Here is an 18,843-nt window from a genome sequence, read left to right as displayed (position 1 = left end):
TAAGATTAATAGGGGTTTGATGACCTAAATTTGCATGACCATTACCCGAAACGGGAACTAACGTTCCCTGTCGGTTGTTACTGCTTCTAATTAATTCAATTTCAAGGTGTATTCCTGATTTTGAACGGTCTTTTTGCTATAATTAAGGTAAATAATGGTTGGGGGGGTTGGTCTATCATGAAAGATGATGACAACAATAACGAGGTATCTCAGATAAGTTACGTGGAATCCATACACAATCCAGCTCCTAGCGATCCTGTCCTCCCCCGCCGGCTGCATTTACAAGCACCAGACAACATAGTCTGGCACACAGAATCCATGGAGGTTGACAGTCTGCATGAAGCCTTTGAATGGATAACGAGCGGTCCGTACAACGAGATTGGACATCTTTATACCGGCTACAAAACGGCGAACTGGATGCTGGCCCATGTTCTTGTATTTGAGCGGATACGGCTGAATACGATTGCAGGCTCCCCATTTCAGGTGCATGCGGATTATGATATTACCGGTGAAGGTATACTCTACAAGGTCTGGGTAACCCCGCTGTCGGCAGAGGGGGAAAACGAAGCAGAAGCTTGAAGCATCCATCCATAATCGGGCCTCTTCAGGCACAATTTGTATTCAGCCTGCCATATTATAGATATGAACAGGAATCCAGCTTCAGTTCATAGGTCTAAAACAACCTGATTGCAAGCTGTACACTTGAAGCAGCCTCTTATCAGGAAAAGAAGATTTTCGCATCCCCTGCAGAATATAACTCAGCTTATATAAGTTAACATAATAAAAACTACGTCATCCAACTGCCGAAGGCCGGCTTTTCTTCTCCCTAAAAATCAGCTTGTACAGCGGCGGAACGGCAAAGAAGATGAAAAATGTCCGGAACAGCTGATAACCGGCCACTGTCGGCAGATCCGCCCCCACTTCATGGGCAATCAGGCTCATCTGGTCCATGCCCCCCGGTGCAAGACTCAGGAGTGCCGTAGAACCGGACACGGCTTCATAATAGGCAAACAATAAACCCAGCCCATACGATCCCGCAATCAGGACAATGCCGCTTCCGAGCGCCAGAGATAAGGTCAGCAGCTTGTTGTTCAGCTTGCGCGGATCAAGCAGCAGCCCGACGAACACCCCGATCATCAGTTGGGCCGCACTGGTTATTGCTCCTGGCAGAATTGGCCCTTGCAGACCGCTAAGCTGGAGTATGGCTGTTATGAGCGCCGGGCCCAGGAGATAGGCAGTCGGGAAATTAATCTTTTGACCGAGGATTCCGCAAACCGTACAGGCAGCAGCAAAATAAATAATATTGGGAAAAAGTGCGTTCCAAGCTGAAGCGGTACCGGCTGCCAATATCCCTGCGGATTCTGAACCCGGGAGGTTTCCGAACAGCGGACTATAGATTAACAGAGGCACACAGATAATGATCATCATCAGCCGCACAACCTGGATAACGGTGACCACCGTAATGTTAATGTCCTCGGTTTCTTCTGCCAGCATGAGCATTTGCGTCAGCCCGCCCGGAATGCTGCCAAGCAGGATCGTTCTGTAGTTGCTTCCCGATATTTTGGATACAATTGCAGCAATTCCCGCACAGAACAGCAATAAAAGAGTTGTCATTAGCACCATGGAAGGAAGCTGATGGGCCATCTCTTTAAGTGCCGAGCGGGTAAGCGAAAGCCCGATTGTATAGCCGACAATGATCATTCCGGCATTTCGCACCTGTCCCGGCCAGGCGTAATAGTTCTTCAGAAGGTTCGAGGCAACCAGTGTGGCGATCATCGGGCCCAGCAGCCAGGGAAGCGGCAAACCAAGCAGCATGAACGCGCCCCCGCCGGCCAAGGCAGTCAGCAATGTAATTGGAAAAGAATAGGAACTGCGCGGTGCTTGTGCAGATCTTGTCATAGCAAATCCTCTTTTCTGGCATATCATCAGCGATTAGTATTGCAGAGTCAGCACGCCTTGATACTTATTTAACGTCTCCTTGGAAATCATCAAGTCTTTTATTACGTTAACAGGGTGGCCTGCAGCTTGCAAGAATTTATCCTCCTTGTCAAAAAGCAACCTGCCGAGGAGTCCCAGCGCCTTGGTGCGGTAATGCATGGGTATGGCTATCGCAGGCTGCAGCTGCTTCATGACTTGGGAGGCCGTCTCTCCGTTCATCGTCATTCCCCCTCCAACCGGGAGCATAAGAATATCCACTGTACCTATCTGCCTGATCTGCTCTGCTGTAAGAACATGCCCAAGATCGCCTGCATGGCAGATCCGCAGACCGTCTACAGTGATGACATATACGATATTGCCGCCTCTCTTGGTTCCTTGAACGTTATCATGAAAAGTGGCAACACCCTGTATCTCCACTCCTTTTATGCTGTAATGCCGTGCCTGATTCACCAGCTCATAATCGCCTTCGGCAAACTGAATCTGGTTATGATCCTTGTGATCATGCGTGACAGCGACAATATCCGCCTTGATCTTAGGCATCCGGTAGCCCAGAAATTTCCCGTAGGGATCAATCAGAATGACCGTTCCCTGCTGTGATGTAATTTGGAATGCGGATTGGCCGTACCAGTGAATGTTCACATCCGTTCCTCCCAATCATTTTAAAATCTAAAATTTGTGCATTATTCCGCACATTTTCAGCTGCAGATATCCTGTTTCTTTTGATGTCAGAGCATTCATTCTATTAAATCAGCTACCGTATAAGACATCAGCACCTGATCCACCTGAATGTGAATATCATTCATAATCTGTTCAAAGGACATCCGCACCTTATGGCCAAACAGATGATTGCCTGTCGTATCCAGCATCCGGTCCCAGACCGGGCTCTCGTCATGCAGCGCACCGTATACATCGGATAATGTGATATCCGCAGGAGCTTTTGCCAGCGTGTAGCCTCCCCCTCTGCCCTGCCGCACTTCAATATAGCCAGCATCCGTAAGCCGGGACAGAATCTTCCGCAGCGCCGTAGGCTCGCAATGGATCTGCTCGGCGATTTCGGCGCTGGAGTATTGTCCCGGGCTTGAAGCCAGAACCACCAATGCCTGTATTCCGTAACCAAAACGTTTCAATTCCGCCATCTGCTGCGCTGACTCCTTCAATCGTAATTAATGTGCAAATAATAGCACACTTACTTCAAATCAGCAAGAAAACGTGAAGCTGCATCCACACATGGATAGAAAAAAGACATACCGCAAACAAGGCAGGAGCGCTTCACGCTGTTTGTCATTGGTTCGAATTTCTGCGGAATAGTCCTGCTCCTTGGCAGTGAACCCACCCCGATGAACAATAGCCTTGCTGCTTCGGCCTGTCAGGGAAATTTATTTGTTAATCCCGTTAATACTTAATGTACTGAAATATTGACTGGGATTTCCCTGCTTGGGATTGAAGCGCTCTTGGAACTCACCGCCTGTATAGGCGCCGATCACGCGGTGCCAGAAATTGCGGGCAGGGGTGTTGGCCCGGATCTGCGATACCTTCCAGTCTCCGGGAAACATGTCGAACAGCCGGTGTGCAGCCCATGTGCCTACTCCGCTGCGGCGGTACTTTTTCATCACAAAAAATTCTGTCATGTAGAACTGCCCCTCCGTACTGCGAAGCAGCCTGTCCACGAGTGCAAAACCGGCAATCCTGTCGTCCGCCGTAAATAAGTAGGCAAATTTATTGTTGCCGCTGTTCCAGTAAGCCTCCAGGCCGGGATAAGGCGGAAACGCACCGTCCCGCTCCACCTCAAGCTCCAGATAACGGGTGAAGTCATATAAATAAAACTGCATCAGCTTGCTGATTATATGGCGCTGCTCTTTGGGAACCAGCTCGATTCCAAGTTCCATGGGGTCACCTCTGTGATTCACTTTTATTACACATTCTATAACTTTGTGCCTTCAGGAGCAAGGCAAGCCCACTTGTGCGGCGGCGAATTTCCGCCAAAGGCCATAAAACATGATAAAATAGAAAGACACGTCCAAAAAACAACAGCAACCCGAAGGCAGGTGAAGAAGACATTGAGCATTCAAAAAAACAGCGACCGTAAAAATCTTGACCGAAAAGTGCTGCTTATGCCCTGGTTCGTGCAGCAGTTCATTGACTATAAGCGCCCTGATCTCTCCCCCTCCACCCTGCTGGAATACATCCGCGACTATGAATCATTCTTCGGCTGGCTGCGTGCAGAGGGACTCACGCAAGCCGCGGGCCTGGCGGAGATCACTTTACTTGATCTGGAGACTCTGCATATGGACAGCATTGTCGGTTACCGCCTTCATCTGACCACGCGAGCCGAGGGAACGAATACAAAAGTCACCGTTTCCCGCAAGCTCTCTGCGCTGCGGTCTCTTTTTCACTATCTAAGCCAGATTGCCGAGGACGAGAACTTTTATCCACTGCTCAAGCGCAACATCATGGCCAAGGTCGAGATCAAGCGCATTCACAAGCCGAAGGACACTGCCGCCAAACTCAAAGGCAAAATTCTGGAGGATGAGGAGCTGCTGGAGTTCGTAGGATACATTTATGAAGGCTATGGGCGCGATGTTGAAGCGAACAAGCAAGCCTATTATTCGTTTCAGCTCAACCGTGAACGGGATGCCTGCATTGCCAGCCTCATTCTGAATTCCGGCCTGCGCGTCTCTGAAGTGGTTAACCTCAATGTGGATGACCTGGATGTGAACAATAAGCTGCTGTATGTCTACCGCAAGGGGAATAACGATGAAACGTTCAAGACCCCGGTCTACTTCCGGGAGCAGGCCAAGGATGGCCTTTTCCTTTATCTGGACCTGCGCCAGTCACGCTATAAGACGCCCAAGAGAGAAAAGGCGCTGTTCATCTCCCTGCCGAACGGCAGCCATGAAGGCAAGCGGATGACCAAACGGGCGATCCAGGAAATGATTATCAAATACGCCAAACGGTTCGGCAAGCCGTATCTGACGGTTCATAAGCTGCGCCACTCTTTTGCCACAGACTATTATCTGCAAAATGACATCTACAAAACGAAGGAACAGCTTGGACACGCTTCAACGGAAACAACCGAAGTCTATGCCCATCTTACGGACAAAACAATGTCTGAGGCGATTGAGCGGCGTCTCGGAGAGCTGAATACCCGTCACGGAGGGAGTTCATGGCATTAAATGTCTCACCCATATGAACCATTATCTGCTTCACCCGATCCGGGCCACACCGATTTGCAGTCCAACTGTGAGAACTGCTTCGGTCTATGCTGTGCCGCGCTGCCCTTTGCCGCTTCAGCGGACTTTGCCATTGACAAAAACGCCGGCCAGCCTTGTCCCAGTCTGCGGAACGACTTCCGCTGCGGTATCCATACCGGGCTTAGAGCTGCAGGATTCCGGGGCTGTACTGTATATGAATGCTTCGGTGCAGGCCCCAGGGTTTCCCATAGCACCTTTGCCGGCCGGGACTGGCGGGAGGCTCCGCAGACGGCTGCTCAAATGTTCGAGGTCTTCCCGGTCATGCGCCATCTGCATGAGCTGCTGCGCTATCTGGCCGAAGCGTTGGCTCTGCCGTCTGCCCAGCCGGTCCATAGCCGGCTCCGTACAGCACTGGAGCAGACGGAACGGCTGACTCTGCTTCCGGCAGAAGCAATTCTGCAGGTGGATATCCCCGCTTACCGTGCAGAGATCAATGTGCTGCTGCTGCGGACCAGCGAGCTGGCACGCGACGCTGAGCGGCATAAGCTTACCCATGCGCCCAAGCATCCCAAAAGCTACGGGCGGGGCGCCGACCTCATCGGAGCAAAGCTTAAAAAAGCCGATTTGCGCTGTGTCAGCCTGCGGGGAGCTTATCTGATTGCCGCTGACCTTAGCGGGGCCGACCTGAGAGGGGCCGATCTGACCGGCGCTGATTTCCGCGACACGAATCTGTGCGGCGCCGACCTTACGGGCACACTTTTTCTGACCCAATCACAGCTCAATGCCGCGAAGGGCGATGCCTTAACCAAGCTTCCTGCTGGACTGGAACGCCCCGGACATTGGACTGCCTGGTAATAGGCTTTTAGCAAAACAGCGGCTGGTCCCTCCTTCGGCGGGAGAGGGAGCCGCTGTTCTTTGTGACAGGGTTTACAAAAGATGTATCGCAATGTATGGGTCTATGCCATTACTTGTTTTCTATTATGAATTTTTCATATGTTGAAATTTTGAAAATAAGATCGTTTCTGCCACAAAAGGTTGGCCATTCCTGCGCTGTCGCTGATGTCAAACCGGCCGATGCCAGAGGCCTGCGGCAAGCATGCCGAAGCCTGCATCGGACCCCAGAGGGCCATTGCCGCTATACGGCTCGCTTCTCCAAGCAGTGCGATATCCTCTGCCTGGCGGATCAGCACGATTTTGGGGTATTGTTCCTGCTTGAACCCTTCCACCAGCACATAGTCGTAGTCTGCAAAAGCTTCAAGCAGCCCGGGCAGGCTGCTTGTCCGCTCCTGAATGACCGAGGTCCGTGCGTCGCTCGTGATGGCAACTGCCGAAGCCCCCGCCTGCCGCTGCTTCCAGGTATCTGTTCCCTCATGATCCATGTCAAAATTATGGCCATCATGCTTAATGACCGCAACTGTGCAGCCCTTCTTCCGCAATTGCCGGATTAATTCGCAGATCAGTGTTGTTTTACCGCTGTTCTTATAACCGATAATCTGGCATACAGCAGGCCGGGTATTGCCCCTACCGGCAGCAAGCATCTCTTGGGATTGCTCCGCGCTGCCTACTGTATGACTAGTCCCAGGGATGAATTTCCGGCCCCGGTTGTGATTATCCGCCCTGTTTACTCTCTCCAGCCTTTTACGGCCTCTGTAAATCCCTGTTCTGCATCCGCTCGCATTCTTCCGCCTCTTCATCGCTTGCCGCCTCATTTCCGCTTCTCCTGCCTTTTCCATGGTCCGGCTTCCTGCTAGCCCCGGATTTCCCCCGGCAATTTGAGCACCTTCACAGAATCTCCGGCTGACATGCCCCGTTTTCCCGGAGGAATCACAAGCAGGCAGTCACTGTCCTTGATCGTTACCATTACAGAGGATTCATCAATAGCAGCCGGATAAGCATACAGGCGGCCCTCTTGAATCCCGAGCCGGGAACGGACAAACCGGGTGTAGTTATTTACTCTGGAATAATCCGCCCCGAGCACCGCCGTCCATTCCGGCAGGAATGGCTTAATGTCTCCCTGCATCTGTGTGATGACAGGCCGGGCGAACAAATAAAATCCGACAAAACAGGCTCCGGGATTGCCTGATAAGGCCAGCAGGAGCTTGCCCCCCCGCACGGCAGCCGTTGTCACGCTTCCGGGACGCATCGTCACCTTGTTGAACAGCATGTCCCCGCTGTTCTCGCGGATCAAATCACCCATAATGTCATAATCGCCGACGGACACTCCACCGGTGGTGATCACCAGATCATAGCTCTCCAGCGCCATCTGCACCTTCCCCCGCGCCAGTTCAATATCGTCCACAATCGCCCCGAGCATAACCGGCTCCCCGCCGCTCTCGCGCACCAGCGCTTCCAGCATGGGGGAATTGCTGTTGCGGATTTTTCCGGGAGCGAGCGGCTGGTCCACCTCCAGCAGTTCGGTTCCGGTCGCAAATATACCTACCTTGGGTCTGCGGACTACTTTAACCCAAGGAATCCCAAAAGCCGCCAGAACCGCGATATCTCCAGCTGTAATCATTGTGCCGGCCGGCAGCACCAGCTCCCCTTCCTTAAGCTCGAAGCCCCTCCTGGTGATATTGCTGCCGGCCTTCTGCGGTTTACGGATACCTACCTGGGCTATCCCGCCTTCTTCCCTGCGCTCCGTGGCTTCCAGCATAACCACTGTATCCGCACCATCCGGCACCTGGGCTCCGGTCATAATCCTTGCAGCCGTGCCGCTCCGGATATCGACTGCGGAAACGGCACCGCAAGGAATGTCATCCACGATGTCCAGCCAGACCAGGCCTCCTTCCGCAATCTCCCCGGTATCCGCGGCAATAAGCGCATACCCGTCCATCCCTGAACGATTAAAAACGGGGAACGGATGCGGCGCATACACAGGCTCAGCTAAATAACGCCCTGCACTCTGATTAAGCGGCACCTCTTCCGGATTAAGCACCTGCGCATATTTAATCATCCGCGCCTGGGCTTCCTTAACCTGGAGCGCTTTACGATGAAATTTGGAGCTTGCTGCTTCTTTTCTGGAGTTCATATGTATCCGACCTCTTCTGTTCGTATTGTTATTGTTAGCCTGCTGGCGCTGCTCCGCCGTCCATACAGGCACCATTTTAACATGGCAGCCTGTCTAGGGAAAAAAATAAATGCCCGCGCTCATAAAAAGCGAAGGCATCCTGCAAGAGGTATCCCGGTAACCAGGGTTATGATGAAACGAAGCTCTAGCCTTTTATAAAAGCCGCTAATATCAGAGCACCGGTCACATGCAGTGTGCCGGCCAGCAGACCATAGCCTATTTTCCCCAACCGGGTGCCGTGGTCAAGGTCCAGCTTCGCCCAGGCGGCCAGGAACAGACGGACTGCTTTTTCCAGGAAAAATAAAAGGACAAAAGAAGCTATGGAGATTACAAGCGCATCTCCCAAACTGTTCGATGAGGCAATGGAGGACGATAGAATATAGCCCTGTGCCAGCAGCTTAAGCACGAATCGCGTGGTAACCGCCATATTGCCTGCTTTGATTTCTTCCAAATCGTTGTAACGGGTAAAGAGCGAATCCACGTACATCAGCACGCATAGCAGTACCGAGCCGCTTAACGTCCATACCACCATGGACACCAGAATATGGAAATCCATTGTTTAGCCCCCGATTATCAGTTTGCCTGCCTTTGGCGGCAGCATAGAGAAGGCGAAGAAGAAACGCTTTCTGTCTCCCCTTCGCCTGTGGACACCAGCCTGAAGGGCGGCCTGTGCCAATATGTTATTGTTTGCCGTATTGCTTCATCAGCGCGGCCAGCTCGTCTTCCACAGCCTGGTCCTTGCCCAGCTTCTCGAATTCATCATCCAGCGCTTTGTTGCCGGAGCTCATTTCATTGCTGGCCTCAGCCTGGGCTTCCGCCTGCAGCATCTTGTCTTCCATGCGCTTCAGTCCTGCAGAAGCCGAATCGGAGCTGAACCCGCTCATTGCTTTGTTGATTTCGGTTTGCGCCTTGGCTGCATTGTAGCGCGCAACCAGCGTTTCACGCTTGTTCTTCATCTGCGTCAGCTGTTTGCGCATTTCCTCCAGCTTCCCGCGCAGATTGTCAGCCGAAGCCTTGTTCTGATCAAAGCTTGCTTTATATTCCACCAGCTTCGCTTCAGCGGCTTTCTTCTCCTCGAGGGCACGGCGTGCCAGATCGGCATTCCCGGCCTGAGCGGCAGCATGCGCCTGCTGGTTGCGTTTGTTGACAAGCGCTTCCTGTTCTTCGTGGAGCTGCTTGAATTTTTTCTCGATGGCAATCTGGGCAGCTACGGCCTTTTCGGCATCCTCCAGATCCTCAGTCATGTCACGAATGTATTGGTCTGTCATTTTGATCGGGTCTTCTGCCTTGTCGATAATCGCGTTCACGTTCGACATGGTCAGATCGCGCAATCTTTTAAATATAGACATGGTTCATTCCTCCAAAATAAAAGTGAAATGCTCAGTTGTTATCTTTTACGCAGGGAGAGCCATTATCGTTTCAAATTTTGCCCAAATAAATATTGATCCACTTTGCGGTTCACGATTTCTACCACCTGTGCGATGCCTTCCTTGCTCAGATTGTCGTAGTGGATGCCCATAACCACGGTAACAGTCCGGTCAAGTGCGGCAGCCGCCCGGGCGGAAACAGACTCGCTGATCGTATGCTCCTTGTGATGGGGGACTGCCGATGTTAATACCTTGACGTTCCCTTCCTCCACATAAGCGGTGCTGGCGGCTCCAATGTGGCGGACACCCCCGGTAATCAGCAGCAGCAGGTCACGGCCCACGTCTATGGCAGACAGTTCAATATCATCGGGGTGCAGATTTGGAGAAGTCATGAATTTCTCCCCTTTCCCATTATATTAACCATGGAACACGAAGAAATCCCACGAAGTGAAGACCCTGCCTTCAATAACATGCAATATTTTAGAGGATGCCGCGGATTTCATCCAGTGAAGAGATGTTCTCTTCGGTCATGAACTGCTGCAGCTCTTGAACGAGCGTGCTGCCGGCGCGCAGATTCATAAAGTTATAGGTACCTACCTGAATGACCGTTGCACCGGCCATAATAAATTCAATGATATCTGTAGCCGAGGTAATTCCGCCCATGCCGATCACCGGAATGGATACCCGCTTCGCTACCTGATGCACCATCCGCAGCGCCACCGGCTTGATCGCCGGCCCGGACAATCCGGCATACAGATTGTTGAATACGCTGCGGCGGCGGCGGACATCGATTTTCATTCCCGAGATCGTATTGATCAGCGAAATCGCATCGGCGCCTTCCTCCTGGCACATTTCAGCCATGCCCGCGATATCCTCGGCGTTCGGCGACAGCTTCACAGCGAGCGGCAGTTTGGTTGCGGCTCTTACGGCACGCACTACCTCCTGCGCCGCCGGTGTCTTGACCCCGAAGGCGATGCCTCCCTCCTTGACGTTGGGACAGGAAATGTTCAGTTCAATCATATCCACCGCAGGCTTGCCTGCAGCGCTCCGCGCATCGGCATCACGCTGGATCAGTTCCGCACCCAACACATAATCAGGCAGTGTGTTGCCGCCCAGATTCACCAAACGGGCGGTATCCAGTGTCTCCCAAAAAGGAAGCTCCCTGGCAAGGAATGCTTCAACCCCCGGGTTCTCCAGCCCTACGCTGTTCAGCATGCCGGAGGCCGTCTCATAGACGCGCACACCGGGATTGCCTGCCTTGGCATGAAGGGTAAGGCCTTTGCCGGAGATGCCCCCGAGCAGGGATACATCATACAGCTTGCCGTATTCACGGCCAAAACCGAAGGTCCCGGAGGCCATGATAATCGGGTTCTTGAAGTGCACACCCGCTATATTTGCAGTCATATCAGTCATGGAAGACCACCTCTTCCGCCAGGAATACCGGACCGTCCGCGCAAGCCTTGCGCTGTCCGTCACGGCAGGAGACGCTGCACACAAGACAGGCGCCGATTCCACAGGCCATGCGGTTCTCCAGAGACAGGTATACATCCGGTCTTTTGCCGGCCGTCTCGGCGGCTATGCCTTTCAGCTGCGCGGCCTTCAGCATCGGATGCGGCCCGCACACAAAAATATGGTCATAGCTGGTGAAATCGACGCTGTCGAGTACCAGCCCCCCCACATTTACTGTCAGTTCGGCGGCCAGAGGACGAAATGCCTCTGTGCGGAAAGCTTCACGGCTGAAGCCCAGATAAATATCGCTGCCAGGAAGCTCCTGTGCACAATAATACAGCGGAGCGATTCCAATTCCTCCGCCTACCAGAGCCACCTTGCCTTCCACAGCCGGAAAGCCGCTGCCGAAAGGCCCTTCAAGCTCCAGAGAAGCTCCCGGCTCCAGACCAGCCAGAATCTTCGTCCCTTCACCCACCACATGATACAGAAATTCAACGCCGTCGCCGTTCACTTGATGTATGCTTAGCGGTCTGGACAGCAACGGAAAGGCTCCCCATGCCCGCAACATGTAGAATTGCCCCATTGTACCCCCGTAATTCCCTTCAACCCGAAGGTGATACACTCCATCTGCCAGCCGCTCGTTACTAATCACCGTCGCCACGTTATCAAGCTCCTTCAAATTTTATCTTATTAACCATGCCTTAGAAGGAACTTAAAATCTGTGATAAAGTTCACATTTGCAGGTGCCTATTTCCGCTTCCAAACTCCGCGTTCATATGCCTTCGGGACATTCTGCCTGTCCACCCCGCCAAGCGCTTCCTCCGCATGCAGCGCCCAATAAGGATCGCTGAGCATTCCTCTGCCCACAGCAACCAGCTCCGCCTTCTCCTCAGTGACAATGGACTGCGCCTCCCCATACGATTCCAGCCGTCCAACGGCAATGACGGGAACCTGCAGGCCGCTGCGGATATACTCCGCAAGATCAACCTGGTATGCCGGTCCTGCATTAGGACCTCCATTCGAGCCAATGGGTCCTTCGCCGCCCGAGGACACATGGAACATGTCTACTCCGGCAGCTTTGTAGCGCCGGCAGAATTCCAGGGCATAAGCTTCATCATAACCGCCTTCAACGTATTCCTTGGCTGATACTCTCATAAGCAGCGGCATTTCAGCCGGAAGCACACCGCGGACGGCCTCCACAACCTGCTCCCCAAACAGGACCGGATCGGCGCCATACTCATCATCCCTGATATTGGTCAATGGCGAATGGAACTGGTGAATCAGGTACCCGTGCGCTCCGTGAAGCTCTACGGTATCAAAGCCTGCCTCCACCGCCCGGCGCGCCCCTTCACGGTAAGCAGCAATCAGTTCGGCAATCCCTTCCTTGCCGAGTGCCTGCGGAGTTTTGGAGTTGGCGTCGAACGGAATCGCCGAAGGCGCAACCGGCGGTTCGGCATCCAGCGCCTTGCGTCCGGCATGGCCGAGCTGTACGGCAATCTTAGCGCCTCCGGCATGTACCGCACCGGTCAGCCGGCGGTAGGCTTCAATATGTTCGTCACTCCAGATTCCGGTATCTGCATTCGTGATTCTTCCATCCGGATGAACGCCGGTCATTTCCACAATAATTAATCCGGTGCCGCCTACAGCACGGCTGACATAATGGACGAAATGCCAATCATTGGGTGTGCCATCCTGACTGGCGACTGCATATTGGCACATGGGGGGCATTACAATCCGATTTTTCAGAGACAAGGCCTTTAACTCATAGGGTGCAAATAAATCCGGCATTTCCATTCTTCCTTTCTGTTATTCCGTGTATTATTTGGCCGGGAAACTTCCCGTTTTTAACCGGCATGTATTCCAACCTCGGCATGAATAGAGTTTGAATACATGCCCTAGTATACACGTATTTTCCGCCCCGATAAATCCTAATCGGCGAAATGGGGATTAAGCATAATATTGCCTGTGCAAGGGGATAACAAGATTAGGCAACAGAAGGATAAATGAATGGCATTAAGTCTATGAATCCTCATCTGTCAAGAACATATTCAGCTGTGCAGTCAATAAAAGGAGGCGTGCTTTGATGAAATGTCTGCAGAGGAGCCAAAAAACGCTCCTATTGGCGATTGTTTTATTGATTCTGCTCAGCCCGGCTTCCATAGGAGAGTCGGCCGCTGCTTCTCCGGAAGTTCCGGGGACGTTCCCCAGGCTGAATGATACCCGGAAAGCCGCCTCAGACCCCAAAGCCGACCCGTCGATCCCTGCGGGCTCCTCTTCCCAAGCGGCTGCCCGTTCCCAAAAACGGGCCAAAGCCCTTACACTCAGCCAACTGCTGCGCAAATATCCCGAAACGATTAAGACACAAGGGCCCCGCCTTAAACGGATCGCCCTCACATTTGATGATGTGCCGGACCCGAGATTCACACCGCAGATTCTCGACGTTCTCCGCAAGCATCATGTCAAAGCCACCTTTTTTATTGTTGGCAGCCGGGCAGAGAAGCACCCTGATCTTGTAGCACGCATTATCAGAGAGGGTCACGCTGTCGGCAATCATTCCTATAGCCATCCGGAGTTCGGGAAGATCAGCGTAAAGGCATTCCGGACACAGATCATACGCACGGAAAATATCATTGATGCAACGGCCGGCTATAAGCCCCGGCTGATCCGCCCGCCCTATGGAGACATCAGCGAGCAGCAGCTTAAATGGGCCAAAGCCCACGGCTACAAGCTGGTGAACTGGAACGTGGATTCTCTTGATTGGAAGGGGCTGTCCAAAGCTCAGGTGCGCAACAATATCGTTGCCCATGCAGGCAAGGGGGCAATCATTCTCCAGCACGGCGGCGGGGGCCGCGGCAGCAATTTACGCGGAACAATCCAGGCGCTGCCCGAAGTGATCAGCATTATGCGCAAACGCGGTTACACTTTTGTAACCGTCCCGCAAATGCTTCAGGTTAGCCAAGAAAAGTAAGACAGGCACAGCCTTTGAAGGCGCAAAAAAAAAGGAAATGAGGCTTGCCGTGCTCCGGCATGCTTCGTTTCCTTTTGAGTCTTAAACCTATTCAATCACGTACAGATGCACATATTGATAACCGAAATCCGCCACAAAGCTTTGGCTGCCCGGAATAAAGATATCAATGCGGTTCCCTTTGATGGCACTGCCGATATCGGTTGCGGTAGCCAGGAATGCCTGCTTGGGAAGGCCTGGATGCGAATACCCTGTAACCAATACCCTGGTGCCGAGCGGTATCACACTGGGATCAACAGCGATCGTGCCCAGCTTGAGGGGATTGCCGAAATAGTCGACCGCGCCCCATTTGCCGTTCTCGCTGCCTGCCGAGGAATAAGCGGAGGCTTTGACCTGCAATACTTTGCCGTAGCTGTATTCTTTGCCCCAGGCCTGAACAGTATTGGCCTGCGGTTCTACACTCAAGGCGGATACTGTTGCCGAAGCTTTGGCCGCAGCTGCTGTCTGAGTCTTGACGTTACCCGGAATAGCGAGCTTCAGTCCCGGATAAATGTTATTGGCGGCAATATTGGGGTTGGCATTCATAATTTCATCCATGCTGATGCCATAATGGTTGGACAGGGTATAATAGGTAGTAGTATCTCCCGCGATATGTACACTGTCCGCCTGAACGGGTGCTGCTTGCACCAATGCACTGATTCCTAAGGCTGCTGCGAGTGCTGCAAGAGCTCCAAATTTGATTTTCATAATTTCCTCCTTCATTAATAGCGCAATCCGACTGCAGGAAAATCCCGGTCTTATTGCTTCAATGTAACTCCGGACGTATGTATCCTGTATTTGCCCTGACGGGTTTGTAAAACCACAGTTATGAATATATCACAATTTTGTAACCAATGCCTATGAAATTGTTACCAAACTGAAAGAATTAGCGTTTTGAAGCGCTTTTATTGAAGCGGAGAATACATACAACAGCAGAAACGGCTGCGCCGTCCTTATAAGGGACGGAGTGTTTCAACGAGAAATAGAAGGATAATTTATGTGAAAAGCATATAAAATTCTTATATTTTAAAAAAAAAGGGCCGAAAAGTTCATTTTTTTGCAGCATTTACAGATAAATTCCGCACAAATTTTACACAGAGTTAACATTTCTCGGGTTGGCAAATAGTAGAATGATAGAAGATGACAAAGACATGAAGCATTTGGAGGGTCCATGAACGTGAACGCAGAAGAAAAAAAGAACATCCATACCAGCCCGGCAACGGCGTATCTGAACCGGGATTTAAGCTGGATCGAATTTAACCGGCGCGTGCTACAGGAGGCGCAGGACCCGGATAATCCGCTGATGGAGCGGGCCAAGTTCCTGGCGATTGTGTCCAGCAATCTGGATGAATTCATCAGCGTGCGCGTGGCGGGGATACAGGATCAGATCCGGGCGGGCTATACGAAAAAGGATTTCACCGGATATACCCCTTCCGGCCTTTATAAGCGTCTCATCAAGCGGGTCAGCAAGATTATTGCCGATCAATACCGGACATTCCGCGATATCTCACGCAATCTGCACAAGGAAGGCATCGTATTTGTGAATTATGAGGATCTGACCCAGGCGCAGGAGCTCTCGATTGAACAATATTACCGGGACATCATTTTCCCGGTCCTGACACCGATGGCCGTAGACCAGAGCCGTCCGTTTCCGCTGGTGCACAGCCAATTCATCTATCTTGCCGTCGTGCTGACCCGCAAGGACAGCCTGGAGGATGAGCCTTATTTTGCGATTCTGCAGATTCCTTCCAACCTGCCCAGATGCATTCCCCTTCCCCACCGCTCCAACAGCAAAAAACGGCAGTTTGTATTCATAGAGGATGTTATCCGCCATCATATCCAGACCCTGTTCAGCGGCTATGATCCCGTAGCCGTAAGCGAATTCCGCTTAACACGCAATTCCGACCTGACGATTGACGAGGAAGGTGCGGAGGATCTGCTTGAGGAGATTGAAAAAGAGCTGCGCAAACGGCGGCGGGGCGTTCCCGCCCGTCTTGAAGTGCAAAAAGGCATTCATCCCTATGCGCTGGAGCAGCTGCAGGCCGAATTCGAGCTGGAGGATTTCGTCTTCGAGATTGACGGGCCGCTCGATCTCGGTTTCCTGCGCGGCTTCGCCGGCAGCCTGAAGGGCTTCAGCTATCTGCATGATGTGCCGATTGAACCGCTGTATCCGGCGGAATTTGATGAGAACGAGGATTTCTTCGAGGTGCTGCGCGAACGCGATGTGCTGGTCTACCATCCCTATGAATCCTTTGATGCGATGGCCGACTTCATCATTCAAGCCTCCGAGGATGAGCAGGTCATGGCAATCAAAATGACGCTGTACCGCGTCAGCGGCAATTCTCCGCTGATTACGGCGCTGGCCCATGCCGCTGAATCCGGCAAGCAGGTCACCGTGGTTGTGGAGCTGAAGGCACGCTTCGACGAGGAGCGCAATATCGCCTGGGCGCGCAAGCTGGAGCAGTCCGGCTGCCATGTGGTGTATGGTCTGGTTGGCCTCAAAACCCATGCCAAGATCACGCTGATTGTCCGCCAGGAGGGCCTTGAGCTGCGCCGTTATGTGCATGTCGGAACGGGCAATTACAATGACAGCACTGCCAAGGCCTACACCGACCTCAGCCTGTTCACCGCGAACAGCGAGATCGGCCTGGATGCTTCCGAGCTGTTCAACCAAATGACAGGCTATTCGGCCAGCTATGATTGGAATTCTTTCATCGTTGCGCCGACAAACATGAGCCTTTCGCTGCAAAAGCTGATTCTGCGCGAAGCCGAGCATGCCGCCGCCGGTCGTCCCTCCCGGATTATCGCCAAAATGAACTCCCTTTCCAATCAGGAGGTCATTGACAATCTCTACAGCGCCGCCCAGGCCGGGGTATCGATTGATCTCATTGTGCGCGGAGTCTGCTGCCTGCGTCCGGGCATCGAAGGGTTAAGCGAACGGATCACCGTGCGGAGCATTGTAGACCGCTTCCTGGAGCATTCCCGGATCTACTACTTCGAGAACGGCGGCAATCCGGAAGTCTACCTGTCCAGTGCCGACTGGATGACGCGCAATTTGACCCGGCGCATTGAATTGATGTGCCCCGTGAAGGACAGCGAAATCCGCAATCAGATTGTCAAGATTCTCGACATTACGCTTAAGGATAATGTGAAATCCAGCTTCCTGCAGCCGAACGGATATTACGAGCGTGCAGACGACAAAAAGGCCCCGTTCCGGAGCCAGTTCGCCGCTATGGATGTTACGCGCTGGAAGGGAAGCCGAGTTTTACCTTCAGCCCCCAAACATTCCTGAAGGCTTTGAGTGCATTCTCAATATCCTCCAGGCCGATCAGCAGCTCCCCTGCACCCTGCAGCTCCAGATCAAGCGTATTGCCGTGCAGGCGGGCATTCAGTCCGCTTACAATGCCTATCTCGGTACTGTCCAGAGCAATGCTCAGCTGCACCAGCGTGCCGAGCTTATGAATCCATTCCTCGTCGGAAGCCAGCAAAATGTCCTTGTGGATCAGGGACAATTTCTGCTTCCGGCTTTTTGTGCTGTAGGAGGCGATCAATGCCCCAAGTATCAGCTGGCGGTGTGTCAGCCCGCGGATCGGTGAATTCATCAGCCAGTACCGCGTATGCCGCTTGGATTGATAATAGTTGATATTGGTGCCGGTTCGATGCAGCATGATCGAGACATAAATCAGCATCCTCTGCTCCTCCCGGTCCCCTTCCCCGCCAAACGCGTCAAAGAGACTGCGGGCCAGCTTGTATATGTGGTCCAAATGCCGCTTCGAGGTGCGGATATCAAAACGGATGATTGTGTTAAGACTGAATTCCAGCGCACTCTCACGCACCGGCTGCTCGGGCTCAAGCAGATCATGCAGCATGCCTTCCCGCAGGCCCTCCCCGCTGATAACCGCCTGACAGGCACCAATATACAGATATACCGTGTGAAAAATAATCAGTCCGGAGACGATGATATCCCCCCGGCTCTTGGACAGCCCGTCCAAATCCTTGCGCTTCTCATACGGAATGGCCGGCAAGGTCTCCATAAAATGATCGATGGTTGGACTGGACAGTATATAGCCGTGTGAATTCGGAAGTGAATAATCACGGGTCTTCTGGTCCAGCTTCCCCAGCGAACGGAGTGTTCCGCCAAGTCCGTAGAGCGGCAGCCCCGGTGCGCTGCTCAGCCAGTCATGCTCCACCAGCCTCCCCGTTACATAAGCCTGAAGCTTCCGTACCTGGTCTCCGTTCCAATTGCCATGGTGGCTGAACATCAGATTCGTATTTACGGCACCGAACGGGAAGGAAATGCTGTGCTGGTAGCGCCGTCCCCGGAACAGGGTAATCTCCGTACTCCCGCCGCCAATATCAATAACAAATCCGTCCTGGACATCAAAGGCGTTGATGACGCCCAAAAATCCAAAGTAGGCCTCCTGATGGCCGCTGACCACTTCAATAGGAATCTCCGATGCCTCCGAAAGGTAGGAGATAATCTCCGGTGAATTCGCCGCATTGCGGATGGCTGCAGTGGCTCCGGCACGGATTTTATCGACCTCAAAGGCGCTGCAAATTTCCTTGAACTGATGCAGGACAGGCACAATCGTATCCATGTCCTTCCGCTCCAGTCTGCCGTCCTTGGTGATTTTCTCGCTCAGACGAGCAGAGTATTTGCACTCCTTGATGATTTTGTAGCCTCCTTCCGTCGTCGTATCATAAATCACAAGACGAATGGAGTTGGAACCAATATCAATGATGCCAATCCGGCAAAGATCATCTCTCATCTGTATGTACTCCTTTTCAAGTTGATTGGCCATTTATATACTATATCACCCAATTCAC

General features: G+C 52.6%; 19 protein-coding genes. 5 read left to right on the top strand and 14 right to left on the bottom strand.

The window, feature by feature from the left end:
* Positions 1-177: 177 nt before the first annotated feature.
* Positions 178-579, top strand: a complete 402-nt coding sequence (locus HYD27_RS31870; protein WP_228744960.1) for a hypothetical protein — start codon at positions 178-180, stop codon at positions 577-579.
* 213 nt (positions 580-792) lie between these two features.
* Here the strand turns inward: HYD27_RS31870 and HYD27_RS03695 are convergent, their stop codons facing one another.
* The 4 genes from HYD27_RS03695 to HYD27_RS03680 form a co-directional block, all read right to left on the bottom strand.
* Positions 793-1,899 carry an AbrB family transcriptional regulator gene (locus HYD27_RS03695; RefSeq protein WP_219211614.1) on the bottom strand — a complete coding sequence of 369 codons (1,107 nt, stop codon included), beginning with the start codon at positions 1,897-1,899 and terminating at the stop codon, positions 793-795.
* A 33-nt stretch (positions 1,900-1,932) separates the two neighbouring features.
* Complete coding sequence (locus HYD27_RS03690; RefSeq protein WP_219211613.1) at positions 1,933-2,577, bottom strand: MBL fold metallo-hydrolase; 645 nt, start codon at positions 2,575-2,577, stop codon at positions 1,933-1,935.
* 95 nt (positions 2,578-2,672) lie between these two features.
* A complete protein-coding gene (locus HYD27_RS03685; protein WP_219211611.1) occupies positions 2,673-3,074 on the bottom strand; it encodes an RrF2 family transcriptional regulator in 402 nt (133 codons plus the stop codon).
* A gap of 240 nt (positions 3,075-3,314) precedes the next feature.
* Positions 3,315-3,824, bottom strand: a complete 510-nt coding sequence (locus HYD27_RS03680) for a GNAT family N-acetyltransferase (RefSeq protein ID WP_219211609.1) — start codon at positions 3,822-3,824, stop codon at positions 3,315-3,317.
* Positions 3,825-3,995: 171 nt separating this feature from the next.
* On the opposite strand from HYD27_RS03680, the gene xerS reads away from it, so the two are divergent.
* Together xerS and HYD27_RS03670 are read left to right on the top strand one after the other, a co-directional pair.
* Positions 3,996-5,111 (top strand): tyrosine recombinase XerS, encoded by a 1,116-nt coding sequence (xerS, locus tag HYD27_RS03675; RefSeq protein WP_219211607.1) that lies wholly within the window; start codon positions 3,996-3,998, stop codon positions 5,109-5,111.
* The gene (locus HYD27_RS03670) at positions 5,112-5,984 is read left to right on the top strand and encodes a pentapeptide repeat-containing protein (protein WP_219211605.1); all 873 of its coding nucleotides are present in this window, start codon (positions 5,112-5,114) and stop codon (positions 5,982-5,984) included. It abuts the gene before it with no gap.
* Positions 5,985-6,118: 134 nt separating this feature from the next.
* Here the strand turns inward: HYD27_RS03670 and mobB are convergent, their stop codons facing one another.
* From mobB to HYD27_RS03630, 8 genes are all read right to left on the bottom strand, one after another.
* Entirely contained in the window at positions 6,119-6,667 is a 549-nt protein-coding gene (gene mobB / locus HYD27_RS03665) for a molybdopterin-guanine dinucleotide biosynthesis protein B (protein ID WP_219211603.1), read from the bottom strand.
* 209 nt (positions 6,668-6,876) lie between these two features.
* The gene (locus HYD27_RS03660) at positions 6,877-8,157 is read right to left on the bottom strand and encodes a molybdopterin molybdotransferase MoeA (protein WP_219211601.1); all 1,281 of its coding nucleotides are present in this window, start codon (positions 8,155-8,157) and stop codon (positions 6,877-6,879) included.
* 184 nt (positions 8,158-8,341) lie between these two features.
* The gene (locus tag HYD27_RS03655) at positions 8,342-8,752 is read right to left on the bottom strand and encodes a DUF350 domain-containing protein (protein ID WP_219211600.1); all 411 of its coding nucleotides are present in this window, start codon (positions 8,750-8,752) and stop codon (positions 8,342-8,344) included.
* Positions 8,753-8,876: 124 nt separating this feature from the next.
* Positions 8,877-9,545, bottom strand: a complete 669-nt coding sequence (locus HYD27_RS03650; RefSeq protein ID WP_219211597.1) for a PspA/IM30 family protein — start codon at positions 9,543-9,545, stop codon at positions 8,877-8,879.
* A 62-nt stretch (positions 9,546-9,607) separates the two neighbouring features.
* The gene (gene lpdD / locus HYD27_RS03645; protein WP_219211595.1) at positions 9,608-9,955 is read right to left on the bottom strand and encodes a prenylated flavin chaperone LpdD; all 348 of its coding nucleotides are present in this window, start codon (positions 9,953-9,955) and stop codon (positions 9,608-9,610) included.
* An 88-nt stretch (positions 9,956-10,043) separates the two neighbouring features.
* Positions 10,044-10,976 (bottom strand): dihydroorotate dehydrogenase, encoded by a 933-nt coding sequence (locus tag HYD27_RS03640; RefSeq protein WP_219211592.1) that lies wholly within the window; start codon positions 10,974-10,976, stop codon positions 10,044-10,046.
* Positions 10,969-11,673, bottom strand: coding sequence for a dihydroorotate dehydrogenase electron transfer subunit (locus tag HYD27_RS03635; RefSeq protein WP_219211589.1), 705 nt, complete (start codon positions 11,671-11,673; stop codon positions 10,969-10,971). The genes HYD27_RS03640 and HYD27_RS03635 overlap by 8 nt, the downstream gene beginning before the upstream one ends.
* 86 nt (positions 11,674-11,759) lie before the next feature.
* Complete coding sequence (locus HYD27_RS03630; RefSeq protein WP_219211585.1) at positions 11,760-12,800, bottom strand: NADH:flavin oxidoreductase/NADH oxidase; 1,041 nt, start codon at positions 12,798-12,800, stop codon at positions 11,760-11,762.
* Positions 12,801-13,095: 295 nt separating this feature from the next.
* Here HYD27_RS03630 and HYD27_RS03625 point away from each other — a divergent pair, with 295 nt between their 5' ends.
* Positions 13,096-13,980, top strand: a complete 885-nt coding sequence (locus HYD27_RS03625; RefSeq protein ID WP_219211583.1) for a polysaccharide deacetylase family protein — start codon at positions 13,096-13,098, stop codon at positions 13,978-13,980.
* An 87-nt stretch (positions 13,981-14,067) separates the two neighbouring features.
* On the opposite strand, the gene HYD27_RS03620 is transcribed toward HYD27_RS03625, so the two are convergent.
* On the bottom strand, positions 14,068-14,724 hold the full coding sequence (locus HYD27_RS03620) for a 3D domain-containing protein (RefSeq protein WP_228744958.1): 657 nt from the start codon (positions 14,722-14,724) through the stop codon (positions 14,068-14,070).
* Positions 14,725-15,187: 463 nt separating this feature from the next.
* Here HYD27_RS03620 and ppk1 point away from each other — a divergent pair, with 463 nt between their 5' ends.
* Positions 15,188-17,308 carry a polyphosphate kinase 1 gene (gene ppk1 / locus HYD27_RS03615; protein ID WP_219211579.1) on the top strand — a complete coding sequence of 707 codons (2,121 nt, stop codon included), beginning with the start codon at positions 15,188-15,190 and terminating at the stop codon, positions 17,306-17,308.
* On the opposite strand, the gene HYD27_RS03610 is transcribed toward ppk1, so the two are convergent.
* Positions 17,256-18,785 carry a Ppx/GppA phosphatase family protein gene (locus HYD27_RS03610; protein ID WP_219211577.1) on the bottom strand — a complete coding sequence of 510 codons (1,530 nt, stop codon included), beginning with the start codon at positions 18,783-18,785 and terminating at the stop codon, positions 17,256-17,258. The genes ppk1 and HYD27_RS03610 overlap by 53 nt on opposite strands.
* Between the last annotated feature and the right edge of the window lie 58 nt (positions 18,786-18,843).

It is taken from the genome of Paenibacillus sp. S150 (assembly GCF_019352175.1).
GTDB lineage: Bacteria > Bacillota > Bacilli > Paenibacillales > Paenibacillaceae > Paenibacillus_AQ.
The sequence above is the reverse complement of the archived record's forward strand: the minus strand, read 5'-3'. Positions and strand labels throughout refer to the sequence as shown.